The organism is Methylotenera sp. G11 (assembly GCF_000799735.1).
Taxonomy (GTDB): Bacteria; Pseudomonadota; Gammaproteobacteria; order Burkholderiales; family Methylophilaceae; genus Methylotenera.
In genome coordinates this window covers 850,046-869,268 of record NZ_JUHH01000001.1, presented here as the reverse complement: position 1 = coordinate 869,268, position 19,223 = coordinate 850,046, and the positions used below count along the sequence as shown (strand labels likewise).

The following is a 19,223-nucleotide window of genomic DNA, read 5'->3' as shown; positions in this document are numbered from 1 at the left end:
TTAGGAATTAAATGATACGTATTAAAAACATAATGCCTTTTAAAAGTATAGTGCCTTTGCTATTGCTGCCGCTGCTGCTGGCAGCGCAAACGGCATCTGCCGATGGCATGGCGAGCGTCAAGGCATTTTATGAACAGACCAGGTCCGTGCGTGCCAATTTTCATCAGGTGGTGACAGATAAGCAAGGACGCAAGGTGCAGGAAGTTGACGGCGAGATGCAGCTGCTGCGGCCTAATAAATTCAGGTGGGATTACCACAAGCCTTATGAGCAGCAGATCATCAGCGACGGTAATCAGGTCTGGCTGTATGATACTGAGCTGGCGCAGGTGACGGTGCGGTCCCTGGATAAATCCATCGGTTCCAGCCCGGCTGCGTTATTGGCGGGCGGTGCGGCAATCGACAAAACTTTCAGGTTGGCGAACGCACCTCGTAAAGACAACCTGGAATGGGTAAGTGCAACGCCAAATGATAAAGAGTCCGGTTTTGACAAGATACTGATGGGTTTCAGCGGTAATAAAATCCAGGAAATGTCTTTGATCGACAGTTTTGGACACACGACGAAGATTGTATTTACCGGGGTTGAGGTGAATGCCGCACTTGAAGAGAAAAACTTTCTTTTCAAAACACCTAAAGGGGTGGATGTCGTCGGCGACTAAATGGTTGCTGAACGCTGAAGCGCTGCAAGGACACATGCGGGAGTGACGGTTGCACTACAGAACACCGAATATAAGAACAGCGGGCTTTATAGAGCGCTGAATGTTATAGAACGCTGAATTTTAATGAAATGTATCGCATATTTTGAATAGCCTGTTTGCTCCCAACACGCCGGAAGCGCCTCTTGCTGAACGGTTACGCCCGAAAACGCTGGATGAAGTAGTCGGACAATCGCACCTGCTTGGTGCCGGCAAGCCATTGCGCCTGGCGTTTCAATCCGGCAAGCTGCCCTCGATGATACTGTGGGGGCCGCCTGGCGTGGGTAAAACCACGCTGGCGCGGTTGATTGCCAATACGGCGGATGCTGAATTCATCCCGCTCTCAGCGGTGCTGTCCGGCATTAAGGATATCCGCGAAGCTGTGGAGCGTGCAGAACTTACCTTGCAGCAGCACGGTCGCAAGACCATTCTGTTCGTGGATGAAGTTCACCGTTTCAATAAAGGCCAGCAGGATGCTTTTCTGCCGTTTGTTGAAAGCGGCCTGATTACCTTTATCGGAGCGACTACCGAGAATCCGTCGTTTGAAGTGAACAGCGCGCTGTTGAGCCGGGCGCAGGTGTTCGTGCTTAGCGCGCTGTCTGAGGCTGAACTGTCTTTATTGCTTGATCGTGCCCAGCAACTGGTTGCCAGCCAGGTGACGCTGACCGACGCCGTGCGTGAACAAGTGCTGGCGTATGCGGATGGCGATGCCAGGCGCCTGCTTAATTTTGCCGAAGGCTTGTTCAATGCGGCGCAGGGCGCAGGCGTTACCGAGATAGACGAAGCCTTTCTGCAGACCACGATGGCAAGCAAACTGCGCCGCTTTGACAAAGGCGGTGAAGCGTTTTACGACCAGATTTCCGCCTTGCATAAATCCGTGCGCGGCTCCAATCCCGATGCAGCTTTGTACTGGTTTTTACGCATGATCGATGGCGGCGCCGACCCGTTATACCTAGGGCGCCGCATCGTGCGTATGGCGGTTGAGGATATCGGCATTGCCGACCCGCGTGCACAGACCATGGCGCTTGAGGCCTGCCAGATCTATGAACGGCTGGGTTCGCCGGAGGGCGAGCTGGCACTGTCGAATGCCGTCATTTACCTGGCAGTGGCTGCCAAGAGCAATGCGGCCTATATGGCATATAACCAGGCCAAGGCCTTTGTGGCGCAGGACAAGTCGCGGCCGGTGCCGCTGCACTTGCGTAACGCCCCGACCAAGCTGATGAAGGCATTGGATTACGGCAAAGAATACCGTTATGCACATAACGAACCGGAAGCCTATGCTGCCGGTGAGAGCTACTTCCCGGATGAATTACCGCCGCCGCAGTTTTATGTGCCCACACCGCGTGGCTTAGAAGGTAAAATAGCGGAAAAATTGGCGCATTTGCGTGAGTTGGATAAAAAAGCGAAAAAATAAATTAACACTCAATCGCTATAAGCAGATGCAGAAATCTTTGCAACCGCCGATAAACGCCGATGAACGCCGATAACCCAACATGTGAAGTTTTTATAAATTGTGGGGGAGTAGTTTCCGATCAATTTGTTACAGTTTTCAATTACCAAAAAATCACTCAGGTTTTATCGGCGTTCATCGGCGTTTATCGGCGGTTTAATAAATATTTTGGGAATAAGAATGTTAGATATTCAAGCACTAAGAAACGATTTAGATGGCGTAGTTGCCCAGTTAAAAAGAAGGGGCTTTGAGTTTGACTCAGCCCGGTTCACAGCGCTGGAACAAGAGCGCAAAACCGTGCAGACACGCACCCAGGATTTGCAAGCCAAGCGCAATAATGCTTCCAAGCAGATTGGCATGGCTAAGGCCAAAGGCGAAGATGTTTCTGCAATCATGGCCGAAGTGGCAGGTCTCGGTGACCAGCTGAAGGCGGATGAAGCCCGCCTGGCTGAGTTGCAGGCTGAGTTGCAGAATCTGTTGCTGAATGTGCCTAACCTGCCACATGAAAGCGTGCCGCAGGGAAAATCAGAAGAAGACAACGTCGAAGTACGCCGTATCGGCACACCGCGTGTATTTGACTTTGAGATCAAAGACCATGCGGATGTCGGTGCGCCGCTAGGCCTCGATTTTGATACCGGTGCCAAGTTATCAGGCGCGCGTTTTACGCTGATGCGCGGCCAGATCGCAAAGCTGCACCGCGCGCTGGCACAGTTCATGCTGGATACGCAGACCGACCATCACGGCTACACCGAGTGCTATACGCCTTATATGGTGAATGCCGAGAGCCTGGTCGGTACCGGGCAATTGCCTAAATTTGAAGAAGACCTGTTCTCGCTCAGGCATAATGACAGCAAGCTTTACCTGATTCCAACTTCGGAAGTGACGCTTACCAATACCGTGCGCGACGAAATCGTGCCGCTGGAATCGTTGCCGATCAGGCTGACGGCACATACGCCGTGTTTCCGTTCCGAAGCCGGTTCCTACGGCAGGGATACCAAAGGCATGATACGCCAGCACCAGTTCGATAAAGTGGAAATGGTGCAGATCGTGCATCCATCAACCAGTTATGAAGCCCTGGAGCAGATGGTAGGCCACGCCGAGAATATATTAAAGGCGCTGGAGTTGCCTTACCGCGTGGTGTCGCTGTGCACCGGCGACATGGGTTTTGGCGCGACCAAGACTTATGACCTGGAAGTGTGGCTGCCGGCACAGAACACCTACCGTGAAATTTCATCGGTTTCCAACTGTGAGGCGTTTCAGGCGCGCCGTCTGCAGGCAAGATTCAGGAACGAGAATGGTAAACCTGAACTGGTGCATACTTTGAATGGCTCCGGCCTTGCGGTCGGCCGCACGCTGGTTGCCGTGCTGGAAAACTACCAGCAGGCCGACGGCAGCGTGAAAGTGCCACAGGTTCTGCGCGCCTATATGAATAACCTGGAATATATAAAAGCCTGATTTTAAGATTTACATACTAGCCATTATGCTTTGGAGCGTGTCATGACTACTGCATCAAAAACTTTACGTGAAATTGTCGGTTTGGGCTTGGCACCTGCGCCGTTACAAGAGTCTGCCCTGGTAATGATCGATTGCCAGAATACCTACAGAAAAGGCCTGATGCAGCTGACAGATGTTGAAGCCGCCATCCTGGAGGCGCGCAAGCTGCTGGCCAAAGCCCGCGAGTATAAAATACCCGTTATCCATATCCGGCATGATGCCGGCGTTGGCTCACCTTATGATGTTTCTGCGGAAATCGGCGCCATCTGCGATGAGGTAGCACCTGTTGCCGGAGAAACGGTGATTACGAAAAACTACCCGAATTCGTTCGTGGCTACTGACCTTGATCAGCAGTTGAAGGCATTGGGTATCAAAAATATTGTGCTGGCGGGTTTCATGACGCACATGTGCATTAATTCAACGGCACATGGCGGCTTCAACCTTGGATATTCCGTGACGATTGTTGCAGCTGCCACCGCGACGCGCCCGCTGCAGGCGGCCAACGGTAAAGTTTTGTCTGCGCAGGAAGTGCAGGATGGCGCGATTGCATCTACCCGTGATTTATACGCGGCGATTGTCGATACTGTTGATGACTTGAACTAGCCTGGATTTAAAATTCTGAATTGAAACTTTTAAATCCAACCCCTGTTTAAACCAGACTGCGGTTTAAACAGGATGATGGTTTAAGCAAAGCAGTGGTTTATTCAGCCTTATTGCAATGGCTGATTCAGCACTGGATAAGCCTCCCAGCCGTTATAGTCAAAGTGCCACCATTCATTGCGGTATACCGTAAACCCTTCGGCTTCCATTGCCGATCTCAGCAGGTCCCTCAATTTTCTTTGTTCGGGCGTGCCTCCCTTGTAATCCGGGTGGGCACGCTCGGTGAATTCATCATAAGTGCTGGGCATGGTGACTTCTTTACCTGTTTTCAGATCATATAGCGTGAGGTCTATTGCGCAGCCGCGGTTATGGCGTGAACCTTTGAGCGGGTCTGACAGGTACGGCCGGTCCATCGGGTGTTGATCCCACATCTCACGCGTCACCTGCCATGGCCGGTAAGCATCAAACACGATCAGGCCGTAGCCGGCAGCGTGCAGCCTGTCATGGGCTTTGCGCAGGGCCTCGGCAGCAGGGCGCTGCAGCATTGCGCGGGCGACTGGGTATAAAGGTTTTGCCATAAAGTTATTGGCCGTGGCGTAGCGGATGTCCAGTTGCAGGCGTTTATCGAATGCAGCCAGGTCAACCAGGTCGACGCTGGCTGTTGCATCAGGGGTTGCCGGTGGCGTGGTCGGAGCATTCGTGATTTCAGTGTAGTCAGCGTGATCGGCTCCCAGGAATGCAACAAAGAATTGCGCCGGGCTTGAGCCCAGGTTTGCGCCTATATGTGATACGGAGATTGCTTCCATCAGCGCCTGCCCCTGTTTTAACTGGACCCGCCTGCCATCAGCGTACTCCGTTTCCAGTTCACCGGCTAACATATAGGCTACGAGCGGCACCTTGTGCTTATGCCAGCCGGTAGACTTTCCGGGCGGGATGGTAATGATGGCAGAGGTCACTTTTGCCTGTCCTGGCGGGTATGCAAGCGGCTCTCCGGCAATGGTCTGTCCTGTTTCCAGCAGTATCTGCATGTGCGGGTAATCATCAGCGATGGCGCTGACTGGGTGCAGCATCGCGCCCGTCGTTAAAAACGCCGCTGTCAGAAAAGCTGCCGTGGCCATGGCACGAGAAAAGCGCAGAGGGAGGATGTCTGGTGGCATGGCTGGAACGCGCTTTCTATTGAAAATGGTTAATTGCGAGCAATCCTGAGCTTATATATATCGGTGTTATGCTCGGGCTGGTATTTTTCTAAAATACGCTGATAGCTGCGCACGGACTCGACAAAAACCACAGGTGCGCCGCCGCTGGCATAGCCATATTTGAGCGTAGTGAAGTAGTCCGGGTTCTTGAGCAGTACCAGTGTTTTCTTGACGTCTGCCCAGCTGTCGGGATTCAGGCCCAGCCGTTTTGCCAGCACGCGCGCATCTTCAACATGCGCATAGCCGATATTGTAGGCTGCCAGCGCCATATAAGTTCTGTCAGGTTCCGCAATGCGCTCCGGAACCGTGTCCTTGAGCTTCATGATGTACTTAGCGCCAGCCGGGATGCTCTGCTTGGGGTCCAGCCGGTCGGTGACCCCCATCAGGTCTGCCGTGCTTTCTGTCAGCATCATCAAACCTCGCACATTGGTCGGCGAGGTGTTGTAAGTATCCCAGTGAGACTCCCTGTAGCTGACTGCGGCCAGCAGGCGCCAGTCCAGTCCGGTGATGTCCTGTGCCTGCTTGAACAGGTGAATGTATTTTGGCAGCAGGGTGTTGCTGCGATTGAGGAACGTGGTGACATCCAGCGTGTTCAGGCGCTCGTTATGCCCATAGTAGCGATCAAGCAGATTGCGCAGCGTGCCATCTTTTTTGATTTTGCTGAAAAAAGCATTGACGTTCTTAACCAGTAGCGGGTCTGCGTTTTTGGACATGCCCCAGGCGATCTTGTCGGCAGGGCCTATCGGCAGGGCGACATCCAGATTGGGGTAGTAGTTCTGCATCAGGGCTGCGATGTAGTTATCGGCAACGGTGAAATCAAGTACACCGTCTGCCACTTCCTCCAACAGCGATTCTGTGTTGGTATGTTTTTCGGTATGCCAATGCAGCGTGGGCTGCTTTTTCTGCAGCTCTGCTAGCCGCTCTGCGTAGCTGGTGCCTTCCGGCACCACAATTTTTCTGTCTTTGAGGTCTGCCAGGCTTTTGGGCTTTTTATTCACCTCACTGTTAAAAATCAACTGCTGCTGTGTTTCCTGGTATGGTGTGGAAAATAACACCAGATGTTCACGCAGGTGCGTGACGGTCAGGTTGGCGGCGGCGATATGCGCTTTGTTCTTCAGCAGGCTGGGGATTACATCGCTGATGCTGTTGACCAGTGTAAAGCGGGTTTCATAGCCAGGGTAATATTCATCTACGAATAGTTTTGCCAGATCGTACTCAATTCCCGCCGGCTGGTTATCGCTGTTTAAATAATAGGTAGTTGGGCCGTTATGCGAGACGAAGACAATTTCTTTTTTAGCCGGATTTACTGGAGGCAGGCTGCTGATAGGGTCGGCAGGCTTGCAGCCTGCCAGCACTGTCAGCGCCAGGATCAAAAACGGCTGAATAGAAAATAAACGTATCAACGGTTTATCTTGAATTGAAAAAATCAATGTTAGTGCTCGGTTGCCTGATATTCACTGACAATGCCGTTATCGGCAATCAGTACGGTATCGGCAAGTTTATAGAAAATGCCATGCTCAACAACGCCGGGTGTGTTGTTGATGAGAGTATTCAGGGTTGCTGCATCCAGGCTCCTGTCAAATTTCATATCCAGCACATAGCTGCCATGAGAGGTTATCCAGAAACCGTCCTTGGCTGCGTTCGGGCGCAGGTCGCCTTGTGCGCCAATATCTTCAAGGTTCTTCCTGGCGAGTTGCCAGGCAAACGGAATGACCTCGATAGGGATCACAAAGTTCTGCCCGATATAACTGACCAGTTTGCTGGAATCAGCCACGGCAATAAACTCCGTAGCGGCTTTTGCCAGCAGTTTCTCTTTCACCAGGTCGCTGCCGCGGCCTTTAAGCAGGGTTTTATCCGGGGTGATCTCATCTGCACCGTCAACGTACAGATCGATCTGGCGTATATGTTCGAGTGCAACAATCGGCAGGTTCAGCGATTGCGCCCGCTGGGCGCTGATGGTGGAGCTTGCGACAGTGGTCACTTTCAGGCCATCTTCACGGGATAGACGCGCCAGTTCGTCGATGAAGTAATTGGCTGTCGAGCCTGTGCCCAGGCCTACCACCATATCATTCTTAACGTATTTTGCTGCTTGTAGTGCAACCAGTTGTTTGTCGTTCATTGCTCTTCTCCTGGTGGTTTTTATTTTTGATATCACTATTCTTTTAAATAACCCGATGATTTGGCTCATCTTGCTTATTCGTACCCTAGAGTACCCTCACTTGCCACAAGGTGGCAATTCACCTTGTCATACCAGTGCAGGCTGGTATCCAGGCTACGTGAATATTAGCGTTGTTTCGATAAACAACTATTCGTGACCACTACCTTGACTAGATTCCCGCCTGCGCGGGAATGACAGATTAATTGGTGGAACAATACTATCTTAACGCCATTTTGATTTTATGAGGCATAAAAAAAGGGAGCTGTTTGCTCCCTTTTTTGAGTTTTTACCTGACTGCAGCGGGTAAAAATGCGATCAGGCTTATTTCATTACGCGGTTTTTGTATTCGCCGGTACGGGTGTCGATCTCGATTTTGTCGCCTTGGCTCACAAATAAAGGCACCGCTACTTCAAAACCAGTGGCGATCTTCGCTGGTTTCAGCACTTTGCCTGAAGTGTCGCCTTTAACTGCTGGTTCTGTGTAAGTGATTTCACGCACGACTGAGTTCGCGATTTCAACTGAGATCGCTTTATCGTTGTAAAAACGCAGGTCAGCAGCCAAACCGTCTTCCAGGAATGGCAGAACGTCAGCCATGTATTCGCCGTCAACGTCGTATTGGTTGTAGTCAGCATCCATGAATACATAAGCCGGGTCAGCGAAGTATGAGTAAGTCACTTCTTTTTTATCCAGGATCACAACTTCAAACTTGTCGCCAGCGTTGTACACGTTCTCGCTAGGGGTTTCAGTGAGCAGGTTTTTGAATTTCATTTTAACTACGGCAGAGTTACGGCCAGATTTGTTGTACTCTGTTTTCACAACAACGAGCGGATCGTTGCCTACCATAATCACGTTACCAACGCGGAGTTCTTGTGCTGTTTTCATAGGTTGCCTTACAAATTAAAGGGGACATGCGTAAAACCGGGCATTATATATTATTGTGATGTAATTTTTCAATATAAATCACCAAGTTAGTTGCCAGGTCCGGCTGCAGGGCCAGCCTGTCGGCCTGCTGTGCTGCAAATATTCCAAGTGTGTCGATATTGCCCAGGTAATCCTGCCAGCCTGATACGCTGAGTTGTTCCGACGCCCATGCGCGATGCAGGTTAATGGCGGCCTGCCTGGCGTTCTCCGCGCAGCCTGTATAAAACACATCGAGAAAAGCGTTGAGTTTAACCATGTGCGTGTCTTCGGCTTGCCGGTAAGGCTGCCAGATAAAAGGCCTGCCAGCCCAGATCGCGCGTATCCAGCTATCTTCACCGCGCACGAAGTTGATATCGCAGATCGTCAGCAGGCTGTCGTAATCGGCCTGGCTCAGGAATGGCAGTACTTGCAGGCTTAGGTTTTTATGGGTGAGACGCTCTCCCGCCGTGATAAATGCTTTGCCGAAAAAGTCTGCGATCTTGGGCAGGATGCTGGTTGCGGGAACATAACAGACAATGCGCCGGCTGCTTTCTGCCATTGCGTTCAATAACTCATGAATAGGCGCATGCGGGTAGCTGAATAACGAAACTTTCAATTCGGTGCTGTTTTCTGCAGGCGGCGTTACTTCAAGCCGTCGAAAAAAATCATGTTGCAGCAGCCGGCTGGCAGCGATTTTCTGATTATTTTCAATCATGCCATGCTCACGCAGCAGGCCGCCGGTAGCCTGGGTAAAGCCAGGAAAGAAGAAATGGCGTGTCAGATTGCCGCGCTTTGAATGTTGGGCATGAAATCCTTCGACCCATGGCTCCGCTGACAGGTATTCCAGATTGATCCAGATATTGCCAGCTTGCATAAGCGCCAGATAGTCCGATGGCAATTCGCAGCCAAAGGCTTCAATCACTACAGGGGATGCCTGTTCGAATCTGGTGTTTGCATCCCATGCCGCGATGGTGATGCCCTCAATGGTTTGAATTCTTTCTGTGACATCCAATGCCGGAATAAGCTGTTGGGCAACATTTAATGCATCAATCCATAAGCGGATATTAATACCATGTTCTGCCCGAAGTTGTCTTGCCAGGCGCCAGCACACGCCGATGTCGCCGAAGTTGTCGACGACCTTGCAGAAAATGTCATAACTTTTCATGCTATGGGGGCGGGTTCCTTGTAGCTGACATCAACCACCTCAAACTCTTCTTCACCTTTTGGGGTTGTCAGGCGCACGGTGTCGCCGATGGTTCTGCCGAGCATGGCTTTGCCCAGGGGTGATACCCAGCTGATATAACCTTTTGAAGGTGCCAGCTCATCTTTGCCGACGATGCGATAGGTGTGTTCAGATTCGTCATCCAGGTTGTATAGCGTGACCCAGGCGCCAAAGAAGATTTTTTCCAGATGCTGCTGCTGGCTTGAGTCCACGATTTCGGCCAGATCCATGCGTCGCATCAGGTGTCGGCAGCGGCTGTCGATCTGGCGCAGGCGCCTTTTACCGTAAATATAATCGCCGTTTTCACTGCGGTCGCCGTTGCTGGCGGCCCAGGCAACCGTGCGTACGACTTCCGGGCGTTCTATTTTATAGAGTTGATGGAATTCTTCCTTAAGTGCGGCAAAGCCTTCAGGCGTGATGTAGTTTTTTTCGTCGGTTGCGGCCATTATTCTTGTTGGCTTATTGTTGATGATCTAGTGGCTGCACATCGGTGACAAAGTAAGCCGTGTCACCAAAGCAGGTGGTTGGCAGGCCTTTATGTTCCTCATAGATCAGGCGTACCCGCTGGCCTACAGTTTCATTGATTTTCACAGCGACAGCTTTATCCCTGACCGTAAAAAAGAACTTCTCCGCCTGCGTGCCCGGCATGGAGACCAATATCAATTCGCCCTCATAGGTTTTGCATACCCAGCCTTTCTCCGACAGCTTCTGCACATAACCGGCACGCTCGCCGGAAGAATATGTCCAGCTCAGCGCAGCCCATAAATAAAGAACAAATAGCCCGATTGGAATCAATAAAATAATGGTGGAGTATTGAATGATCTTTTTAACCTGCATGCTGCGCCTCTGAGCTTAACGTGTCTGAATGATTGTATTTTATTTGCCTAATGTTAATTATCCAATAGAATTGTGTGATGACAGTCAATTCAATCACTTTATGCCCTTCAGCGCGTCTGGCGCGCAGTGTTCAGAACGACATTACGCATCAGCAGATAGCAGCAGGAAAAACACAGTGGCATAGCCCGGATGTGCAGACTTTAGCACAATGGCTGGAAAGCATCATGGCGGAAGGCTTGCTTACCGGAGTGATAGATGGGCAATCACCGTCTTATGTGTTAAGTACTTTCAATGAGCAGCTGCTGTGGGAAGAGGTGATTGCGCAGTCGCTGAAAAAAAATGCGTTTGGCGACCTGTTTGATATTTCCGGCCTGGCCAGCGCGGCAATAGAGGCTAACCGCTACATGATTGCATGGAAGCTGCATGTGGCACCGGAATATCAGGCTGAAGAAACGCGGCAGTTTTTGCGCTGGCAGCGCGCGTTCCAGCAACGCTGCCATGAACTGAATGCGCTGGAAAGTGTGCGTTACCTAGATTGGCAATTGTCGAAGCTGCCGCAGCTGGCAGCGTATTTGCCGGCGGAGATACAGTTTGCCGGTTTTGACCAGGCCGCACCGCAGGAGCAGCAACTGCGCGACATCCTGTCGGGCCTGGGCGTGCAGCTAAGCGATTATGCCACTACGGCTGCACAAGCGGCACGCACCCGACATGCCCAGCTGGAGGATGAAGATGCCGAGCTGCGTGCCGCTGTCGCCTGGGCACAGGCGCAGCTGGCTGAAAATCCTGCCGCAAGACTGGCGATCGTGACGCCGCGCCTGAGTGAGGTAAGAAGCCGGCTGGCAGATTTATTGGATGACGTCTTTTATCCGCTGAGTATCCGCCCTGGCCTGGCCGACACGCCGCGCCACTATAATTTCTCACTGGGTACTCCGTTAGCGCAGCAGCCGGTCATTCAGGCCGGTTTGAATCTGCTGCGCCTGCTGACCGCGCATCAGTTGCAGCAATCCGATGTTTCCATGCTGCTGCGTTCGCCATTCTGGTCTGCGGGCAGGCAGGAAGCTGATGCGCGCGCGCTGCTGGATGCCGGCATGCGTGAAAAACTGCCCATGCAGTTCAGTCTTGCACGTTTTACGGAATTCATCCGGAAGCAGCAGGCGGAAGGCCTGCGGCTGGAAGCGCTGCTGGAAAATATCCAGGCTGCACAGGCAATCCCAACCGGCAGGAAGTTGCCGGCAGTGCAATGGGCACAGACGCTGGATGCAATCCTTGAGGCACTGGGCTGGCCCGGGGAGCGCAATATCAACAGCCTTGAGTACCAGGCACTGAATGCATGGCAAAAAGCTTTGCAGCAGCTGGCCAGAATGGATGTGCTGGAGCAGAAACTTTCCGCAAGTGAAGCGGTGCATTACCTGCAACAGATATGTACCAGCCAGGTATTTCAGGCGGAAACCGAACTTGAACCTGCGATACAGATACTGGGTATCATGGAGGGCTTAAGCGCCCCGGTAGATGCCCTGTGGTGCATGCACATGAACGACCATATCTGGCCGCCGCCGGCACGGCCTAACCCTTTGCTGCCCGCATTCATACAGCGTGCGGCAGCGCTGCCGAATGCCGATAACAATGTGCAGTCGGTTTTTGCGGCCACGATCCAGCAGCGGCTCCTGCATTCGGCAAGAGATATTGTTTTTTCGAGCAGCGTCATGGATGGCGAGAGCCAGCTGCGACCCTCGCCATTAATGAAGGAAATCGCGCTTCGTGATGATGCCGTCCCTTTGGCGGAAACGCTGGCAGAGCAGCTAAACGCCGGCAGGCACGATGCGCTGGAGCATATTGATGACCATATGGCACCTGCGGTGAAGGCGGGTGAACATGTTTCCGGCGGCACCGGGCTGTTGAAAGCGCAGGCGGTTTGTCCGGCATGGGCGTTTTATCAGTATCGGCTGGGTGTGAAAGCGCTCAAGTCCCCTGCAGCCGGATTGGATAATATGGATCGCGGGTCACTGGTGCATGGCGTGCTTGAGGAGTTCTGGCGTAAACGCCACTTTGCCGATTTGCGCGACATGAGCGCCGATGCTTTCATGGATGCTTTGAACGGCGCCGTAAGCAATACGATACAGGCGTTTGCCGCCGATACGGGCATCGTCTCGCCTGCCGTGCTGGAGCTGGAAGCGGAGCGGCTATTACGGTTAGTGGGGGACTGGCTGGTGCATGAAAAAACGCGCGGGATCCCGTTCAGGATTGTAGATTGCGAAGTCGGCAGGAAAGTGGATATCTGCGGTATTGAGGTGACGCTGAAGATTGACCGGGTACAGCAGCTTGAAAGCGGCGGGCTGGAATTCATTGATTACAAAACCGGGCAGATGCCGAAAATCAAGAGTTGGGGTGAAGACCGCATCACAGAACCGCAATTGCCGATATACGCCACTTTCTATGCCGATCCCGGCGAGCAGGTCGCAGGGGTATATTTTGGCATGGTGAAGACTGCCGAGCATGGTTTTTCAGGCATATCAGCCGATCACTTTGCATCGGAACAGGGTAAACGTAAACCTGCATTCGCCAATGATTTCAGTGACTGGCAGCATCTGCTGAATCACTGGAGAACTGCGATTGAAGCGATTGCGGCTGAATTGCGCGAAGGCGAGGCGGCTGTTCGTTTCAGCGATGAGAACGAGCTGATGTACTGTGAAGTAAAGCCTTTGCTGCGCCTGCCTGAGCGCAAGCTGCAATTTGAAAGGCAGCAGGAGGCCGGCAAATGAACAATGGGCATACTTTCAACCTGGAAGCCGATGCGCAGAACCGCGAACGCGCATTGGCACTCAGCTCGTTCATCGTAGAAGCGCCGGCCGGTGCGGGCAAAACCGAGCTGCTCACGCAGCGTTACCTGAAACTGCTGCAAACCGTGAACGAACCTGAAGAAATCATCGCGATCACCTTTACCAATAAGGCCGCGGCTGAGATGCGCCTGCGCATCCTCGATAGCCTCATGAAAGCGGCCAGGCAGGAGAAGCCTGCCCAGGCACATAAGCAGATTACCTATGACCTGAGCCTGAAAGCGCTTGAACGCTCAGCAGTGCAGAATTGGCAGCTGGTCGAGAATCCTTCACGGCTGCGTATCTTCACGATTGATAGTTTGTGCGCGCACCTGGCAAGGCAAATGCCGCTGATGAGCCGTTTTGGCTCCCAGCCCAGGGTGGCTCTGGATGCGACAGCGCTCTATGAAACAGCGGCAGAACAGACGCTGGCACTGCTGGAAGACCAGTCGCACAGCGACATCATCAGGGCTGCACTGCGCTATGTCGATAATGATGCCGGCCAGCTCAGGAAGTTGCTGGTCAGGATGCTGGAGAAGCGTGATCAGTGGCTGCACCATGCCCAGTTCGAAGTGGATGCAGAAACGCTGCAGCAGACCTTGCGCTTCATGATCAAGCAGGAAATTCAAACAGCTGCCGCAGTGTTCAATACGCGCTTCCAGTCTGCGCTGATGCCGCTGGCCCGGTTTGCTGCCGGCCAGCTGCCGCCGGAGCATCCCATCGCCTTGCTGGCGGATTGGCATGAGCCTTTGCCCCTGGGTGCAGATGGCTTGCAGCAATGGCTGGCCGTGTGTGAACTGCTTTTGACCAAAGACAATACGATTCGCGCCAAGGTCGATAAAAACACAGGTTTCCCTGCCGATAAAAAAGATGAAAAAGCGGATTTCAGTGCCTTTCTGGCATCTGTCGGAGCCGATGCAGGCATCGCCCTTGCGTTAGCCAGGATGCGCGGGCTGCCGGAAATGAATGCCAATCCGGATGCATGGCAAATGATCGCTACGCTTTCCCGGCTGCTGAATCTGGCTGTGGCGCAGTTGTGGCTGGTATTCCAGCGTGCGGGTGAGGTCGATTTTGTTGAAATTGCGCAGTGTGCCACGCGTGCCCTGGGGGATGATTCCGGCGAGCCGACAGAGCTGGCGCTGAAGCTCGATTACCGCATACAGCATCTGCTGGTGGATGAGTTCCAGGATACCAGCCCCAGCCAGGTCCGGCTGCTGGAGCAGCTCACCTCGGGCTGGCAGATGGATGACGGGCGCACCCTGTTTGCAGTGGGCGACCCGATGCAGTCCATTTACCGCTTCCGCAAGGCGAATGTCGGCCTGTTCATCGATGCGGCGGAGCATGGCATCGGCGATATATATCTGGAACGCTTGCAGCTATATCGCAACAACCGCTCATCGCCGGCAATCGTGGACTGGATCAACCATACTTTTGCGCCTGTTTTCCCTGGACATGATGAGATCGTGCAGGGGGCGATTCATTATCGCCCGTTTATCGCAACCAAAGATAATCTGCCGCAGGCCGGCGTGGCGGTGCATCCTGTCATCAAGCAGGCTGACGAAAGTGCAGAGCTGGCGCAGCAGCGCGAAGCTGAAGCGATAGTGCGCGTGATCCAGGCAGAGCGACTTGCCAACCCGGATGTGAAGATTGCGGTGCTGGTGCGTTCCAAAAAGCACTTGTCACCATTGGTCAGCATGCTGCGGCGTGACCATCAGGACATTGCTTTCCAGGCCGTGGAAATCGAAGCGCTTGAGGGGCGGCAAGTGGTGCAGGATCTGTTGGCGCTTACCCATGCACTGCACCATCGGGCAGATCGCGTACATTGGCTGGCAATATTGCGGGCACCCTGGTGCGGCCTGACTTTGTATGACATGCATGCGCTTGCCGGGCATGACCATGATAGAACCATCTGGGCGCTCATGAACGATGACGAGGCCGTCGCCCGGCTGTTGCCCGATGGACAGGCACGGCTGCTGCATGTGCGCGGCATATTGCAGGAAGCCTATGCAAGCCAGGGGCGCATGAGTGCAGGGCGCTGGATACGCGGGATATGGCTCATGCTGAATGGCACTTCCTGCCTGTGGTCGCCGGGCGATGTGGTCGATGTGCAGGCATTTTTTGGCTGCCTGGATGCATTGGACCGCAGCAACCAGTTTTCACCGGAGCGTGTCGAGCTTGAAATCACCAAGTTGTTTGCCGCCCCGGATATCCGCGGCGAGAACCTGCAAATGATGACGATACATAAATCCAAAGGGCTGGAATTCGATACGGTCATCCTGCCTGGCCTGGGTGCGGCGACCGGCGGCAATAACAGCGACAAACCGCTGGTGCTGTGGGAAGAAGTCCAGCTTGGCTATCAGCAGGAATTGCTGGCTGCGCCATACATTCCCAAAGGTGCGCGCGACAAGGATAAAGTCAGCCCGTATGATTATCTGGAAGCGCGTGAAAAAGAACGTGACGCAAATGAATCGGCGCGTGTGCTGTATGTGGCTGCAACCCGTGTAGAGCGCAAATTGCATCTGGTGGGCATTGCCAGCCAGAATGCGAAAGGGGAGATCAGCGCTGCCAGGAATACCTATCTTGATCTGCTCTGGGATGTGGTTGGGCCGCAGTTCGAATCTGCGGCGCTGGCTGGAATAGCCGCCGGTAAAGCGGACGATATTGCCGGTTTTACGCCTCGCCTGGTGCGGTTGAAGCAGCCGCATGTGCCATTGGTACTGCAAACGGATAAGCCGGTGGTGATTGCCGGCAAGCCAAACAGCAAACCCGGCAGCAGCAGTGCCGGCATTGATGCTGACATTGGTTCCCTGGCCCATCGCTATATGGAGATGATTGCGCAGCAGGGTTCAACTGCCTGGCCAGTGTCGCGCGTGAATGCCTTGCAGCCTGCAATGCATCGCTGGCTACGGCAGCAGGGGCATGCCGAAGACCTGGCGAATGAAGCGGCCGCGTGCGTAGTGCAGCTGCTGGCGGCAACATTGAACAGCTCGGAAGGGCAGTGGGTGTTGCAGGCAAGGCCAGGAGCCGCAGTTGAACTGGCATTGATGAAAGCGAGCGGCGATGAAGTTAAAAAGCATATTGTTGACCGCACATTCATTGATGGAGGCACACGTTGGATAATCGACTATAAAACTACAGAATTGGCTGCCGATGCGCCAGACCAGGTCTTGCAATTGGCAGCGGAGAAGCACCGCGGGCAATTGGATGGTTATGCCGCATTATTCGAGCACGAAGGTTTGCCCGTGAAATGCGCGGTATTCTTTATGCATATCGGCAGGCTTGTTCCGCTGTAATCATGATGAAAGAAAGTAATCATGGTGAAATGGCTGACTGCAGATTTAATTCTGTGAGGCACGAACTTTAGGTGATCCGCGAAAATCATACGGACATATTGAAACAGGCAGAATGGATAATATAAAAATGCGAACGATCTATATTTTGGCTGCGGTGGCGCTGTTGGCGGGCTGTGCAACAAACCCGCAGGCAGAGCAGCAGAAAGCAACCAGGCAGATGGAGTACAAGATGCAGGTGTACGGACCGGCGTGCGAGAAACTCGGTTTTGCAAAAGATACGGACGCCTGGCGTATGTGCATACAGCGCGAGTATGAGCAGACGATCATGCGCCAGCAGAACAACTGGGATTATCCGTACTGGAGCCCATATTACGGACGTCCGTACTACCGCCGCTAGCCGACATTTGGCTGGCTGTGGTTTTGATGCGGGTTTTGCATGCAGGCTGCCCGTGATGCGGGCATGGCCGGATGCAGCGGCCTTTAATGCACGCCTAGGGCTTTAAGTTTCCTGTACAGCGTGTTGCGGCTGATATTCAGCTGGCGGGCAACGGCAGAAACATTGCCTGAATGATTTTCCATGGCCTTTAGAATCGCATTCGCGGTGACGTCATCAAGATTCTGCTGCCCGGAAGCCGGTGTTTCATCCATGGTTCCGGCACGCCCGCTGCTTTCGATTTCATCAATAAAATCCTGGGTAAGGTGCAGCTCGCTGATCGGCGCGCCATCTGCGAGTGCCAGCGCGGTTCTCAGGACATTATGCAGCTGGCGTATGTTGCCGGGCCACGGGTGCTGGACAAATATATCCATCACATCCGGTGTGATTTCCACGCCATCCGCATGTTCAATCTGCAAGATGATGTTGATGAGCGCATTCAGGTCCGAGCGCTGCCTTAGCGGCGGCAGCGCCACACTCAGGCCGTTCAGGCGGTAATACAGGTCGCTGCGGAACTCGCCGCTTTCCACTTTTTCTTTAAGTTTAAGATTGGTGGCGCTGACGAGGGCAAAGCTGACCGGTATGGATTTCGTGCTGCCTAAGGGGGTTACGGTGCGCTCCTGCAAAACACGCAGCAGCCTGGCCTGCAAGGAAAGCGGCATATCCCCGATTTCATCCAGGAACAGGGTGCCACCGTTGGCCTGCTCGATCTTGCCCGGGCTGCCTTTGCGTTTGGCACCGGTAAATGCGCCTTCTTCATAGCCGAAAAGCTCGGCCTCAATCAGGCCTTCAGGCAGCGCCGCACAATTAACGGCAATCCATGGCCCCTTATGCTGTGCGCTGGCTTCATGAATGGCGCGTGCAAACAGTTCTTTGCCAACGCCGGTTTCCCCCTGGATCAGGATGGGGATATCACGCGTGAGCACTTGCTTGACTTGCGCAATCGCACGGTCAACTTTTGCATCACCGCTATTCAGCAGGTCCAGGTTAGCGGCGCTGGTTCTCCTGGTTGCCGGGGCTGTTCTGGCAACCTGCGCCCGTTTATGCAATAGCTCTACCTGTACATAGAGCCGGGCGCCATTGTTCAATTTCAATGGAATGACCAGCTTATCTGCACTGCCTGTCTGCCTCAGCAGGTTCTCAATCGAGAGGTCGAACAGCTGGCTAAAATTGATCTGCGGCTTTTCGTATGCTGACTCGGTGCGTGACGGCTGCATGTTCAGGCCAAGCTGGAACTGGCCGCTGCGATTGGTTGCCACCAGTTCGCCGTGATCGGTGAACATCGCCACACCTTCCCATAATGTGCCGATAAATTCAGGGCGGGCGTGGAAGTGCAGGATGATGTCGCTCTGGTAGCTGGCGAGGAACAGCCGGTTCTCGATCATCTGGGCAGACATTTTCACCAATGCCAGGGTGTGCTGCTGCGAGACGTTGTGGTCGTTTGATACATCAAGCGTGGCTATCAGCTGATTTTCCGCACCGAATATAGGTACGGCAGAGCAATTGAGCGAATGGTGATAGGCCATGAAGTGCTCTGCACCCTGCACGGTCAATGCCGACTGCTCGATGATGGCGGTACCGATAGCATTCGTGCCGCGCTGGTTCTCGTTCCATGAAGCGCCAGCGGATAATGCAATGCGCTGGTCATCCTGCAGCAGTTGCTGGCTGCCAAGGCTATGCAGAATCAGGCCTTCATCATCTGTCAGTATCACTACATTCTGCGTATGGGCAATCTGCTCGCTCAATGTTTCCATTTCCGGGCGGGCAAGCGCCAGCAGGCGGTGGTGCTGTTCGAGTTTATGCGCCAGCTCCTGTGCCGTAACGACTTCGATATTCGATGGCGAGATGGTGTTGATGCCGCCTGCAACGCAACGCCGCCAGGAGCGTTCAATCGCCTCTGCAACGGTTCCTTCCTGCACATGCCCGTTAGCCAGGAACTCGGTTCTGGCCTGCAGTATCTTGGGTGTGCTGTTTGATGAAGATGAACTCATTGGAGTGGCCTTGTCGCTTAAATTAGGTGAGCAATTGTCACGTGACAACTGTTCAGTTCTGACACAGTTCCAGAATCTGACCTGTCTGGTGTTAAATCGCTGTCAGTTCGCGGAAAATATTTTTATTAAAAAATAATATGTTGA

15 protein-coding genes are annotated in these 19,223 nt (G+C 53.3%); 7 read left to right on the top strand and 8 right to left on the bottom strand.

All coding sequences use genetic code 11. The annotated features are described in order from the left end of the window. Positions 1-32: 32 nt before the first annotated feature. From lolA to GQ51_RS03820, 4 genes are all read left to right on the top strand, one after another. A complete protein-coding gene (gene lolA, locus GQ51_RS03835) occupies positions 33-656 on the top strand; it encodes an outer membrane lipoprotein chaperone LolA (protein ID WP_047553790.1) in 624 nt (207 codons plus the stop codon). 142 nt (positions 657-798) lie between these two features. Next, positions 799-2,106 carry a replication-associated recombination protein A gene (locus tag GQ51_RS03830; RefSeq protein WP_047549998.1) on the top strand — a complete coding sequence of 436 codons (1,308 nt, stop codon included), beginning with the start codon at positions 799-801 and terminating at the stop codon, positions 2,104-2,106. Between the two features lie 216 nt (positions 2,107-2,322). After that, on the top strand, positions 2,323-3,597 hold the full coding sequence (gene serS / locus GQ51_RS03825) for a serine--tRNA ligase (protein ID WP_047549995.1): 1,275 nt from the start codon (positions 2,323-2,325) through the stop codon (positions 3,595-3,597). A 42-nt stretch (positions 3,598-3,639) separates the two neighbouring features. Beyond that, the gene (locus GQ51_RS03820) at positions 3,640-4,239 is read left to right on the top strand and encodes a cysteine hydrolase family protein (RefSeq protein ID WP_047549992.1); all 600 of its coding nucleotides are present in this window, start codon (positions 3,640-3,642) and stop codon (positions 4,237-4,239) included. A gap of 107 nt (positions 4,240-4,346) precedes the next feature. Here the strand turns inward: GQ51_RS03820 and GQ51_RS12240 are convergent, their stop codons facing one another. From GQ51_RS12240 to GQ51_RS03785, 7 genes are all read right to left on the bottom strand, one after another. Next, positions 4,347-5,393 carry a M15 family metallopeptidase gene (locus GQ51_RS12240; protein ID WP_081987080.1) on the bottom strand — a complete coding sequence of 349 codons (1,047 nt, stop codon included), beginning with the start codon at positions 5,391-5,393 and terminating at the stop codon, positions 4,347-4,349. Between the two features lie 29 nt (positions 5,394-5,422). Next, complete coding sequence (mltF, locus tag GQ51_RS03810) at positions 5,423-6,835, bottom strand: membrane-bound lytic murein transglycosylase MltF (protein ID WP_235276161.1); 1,413 nt, start codon at positions 6,833-6,835, stop codon at positions 5,423-5,425. A 29-nt stretch (positions 6,836-6,864) separates the two neighbouring features. Continuing rightward, a complete protein-coding gene (rpiA, locus tag GQ51_RS03805) occupies positions 6,865-7,551 on the bottom strand; it encodes a ribose-5-phosphate isomerase RpiA (protein WP_047549989.1) in 687 nt (228 codons plus the stop codon). Positions 7,552-7,911: 360 nt separating this feature from the next. Next, entirely contained in the window at positions 7,912-8,472 is a 561-nt protein-coding gene (gene efp / locus GQ51_RS03800) for an elongation factor P (protein ID WP_047549986.1), read from the bottom strand. 43 nt (positions 8,473-8,515) lie between these two features. Then, positions 8,516-9,655 carry an elongation factor P maturation arginine rhamnosyltransferase EarP gene (gene earP / locus GQ51_RS03795; RefSeq protein WP_047549982.1) on the bottom strand — a complete coding sequence of 380 codons (1,140 nt, stop codon included), beginning with the start codon at positions 9,653-9,655 and terminating at the stop codon, positions 8,516-8,518. Next, positions 9,652-10,158, bottom strand: coding sequence for a transcription elongation factor GreB (gene greB / locus GQ51_RS03790; RefSeq protein WP_047549979.1), 507 nt, complete (start codon positions 10,156-10,158; stop codon positions 9,652-9,654). The genes earP and greB overlap by 4 nt, the downstream gene beginning before the upstream one ends. A gap of 13 nt (positions 10,159-10,171) precedes the next feature. After that, complete coding sequence (locus tag GQ51_RS03785; RefSeq protein WP_047549976.1) at positions 10,172-10,549, bottom strand: hypothetical protein; 378 nt, start codon at positions 10,547-10,549, stop codon at positions 10,172-10,174. 77 nt (positions 10,550-10,626) lie between these two features. Between GQ51_RS03785 and GQ51_RS03780 the strand changes: the two genes are divergently transcribed. The 3 genes from GQ51_RS03780 (at position 10,627) to GQ51_RS12010 (ending at position 17,052) form a co-directional block, all read left to right on the top strand. After that, on the top strand, positions 10,627-13,308 hold the full coding sequence (locus GQ51_RS03780) for a PD-(D/E)XK nuclease family protein (protein ID WP_047549973.1): 2,682 nt from the start codon (positions 10,627-10,629) through the stop codon (positions 13,306-13,308). Then, positions 13,305-16,655, top strand: coding sequence for a UvrD-helicase domain-containing protein (locus tag GQ51_RS03775; RefSeq protein WP_047549970.1), 3,351 nt, complete (start codon positions 13,305-13,307; stop codon positions 16,653-16,655). Before GQ51_RS03780 ends, GQ51_RS03775 begins: the two co-directional genes overlap by 4 nt. 127 nt (positions 16,656-16,782) lie before the next feature. After that, on the top strand, positions 16,783-17,052 hold the full coding sequence (locus GQ51_RS12010) for a hypothetical protein (protein WP_152604108.1): 270 nt from the start codon (positions 16,783-16,785) through the stop codon (positions 17,050-17,052). Between the two features lie 83 nt (positions 17,053-17,135). On the opposite strand, the gene GQ51_RS03765 is transcribed toward GQ51_RS12010, so the two are convergent. Then, entirely contained in the window at positions 17,136-19,079 is a 1,944-nt protein-coding gene (locus GQ51_RS03765; protein ID WP_047549967.1) for a sigma-54-dependent Fis family transcriptional regulator, read from the bottom strand. Between the last annotated feature and the right edge of the window lie 144 nt (positions 19,080-19,223).

Bases quoted from the DNA above. Each gene is read 5' to 3' on its own strand.
- GQ51_RS03785 (WP_047549976.1), bottom strand. From the start codon at position 10,549: ATGCAGGTTAAAAAGATCATTCAATACTCCACCATTATTTTATTGATT.
- lolA (WP_047553790.1), top strand. From the start codon at position 33: ATGCCTTTTAAAAGTATAGTGCCTTTGCTATTGCTGCCGCTGCTGCTG.
- serS (WP_047549995.1), top strand. From the start codon at position 2,323: ATGTTAGATATTCAAGCACTAAGAAACGATTTAGATGGCGTAGTTGCC.
- GQ51_RS03820 (WP_047549992.1), top strand. From the start codon at position 3,640: ATGACTACTGCATCAAAAACTTTACGTGAAATTGTCGGTTTGGGCTTG.
- rpiA (WP_047549989.1), bottom strand. From the start codon at position 7,551: ATGAACGACAAACAACTGGTTGCACTACAAGCAGCAAAATACGTTAAG.
- GQ51_RS03775 (WP_047549970.1), top strand. From the start codon at position 13,305: ATGAACAATGGGCATACTTTCAACCTGGAAGCCGATGCGCAGAACCGC.
- GQ51_RS12240 (WP_081987080.1), bottom strand. From the start codon at position 5,393: ATGCCACCAGACATCCTCCCTCTGCGCTTTTCTCGTGCCATGGCCACG.
- efp (WP_047549986.1), bottom strand. From the start codon at position 8,472: ATGAAAACAGCACAAGAACTCCGCGTTGGTAACGTGATTATGGTAGGC.
- GQ51_RS12010 (WP_152604108.1), top strand. From the start codon at position 16,783: ATGCGAACGATCTATATTTTGGCTGCGGTGGCGCTGTTGGCGGGCTGT.
- greB (WP_047549979.1), bottom strand. From the start codon at position 10,158: ATGGCCGCAACCGACGAAAAAAACTACATCACGCCTGAAGGCTTTGCC.
- GQ51_RS03780 (WP_047549973.1), top strand. From the start codon at position 10,627: ATGACAGTCAATTCAATCACTTTATGCCCTTCAGCGCGTCTGGCGCGC.
- earP (WP_047549982.1), bottom strand. From the start codon at position 9,655: ATGAAAAGTTATGACATTTTCTGCAAGGTCGTCGACAACTTCGGCGAC.
- GQ51_RS03765 (WP_047549967.1), bottom strand. From the start codon at position 19,079: ATGAGTTCATCTTCATCAAACAGCACACCCAAGATACTGCAGGCCAGA.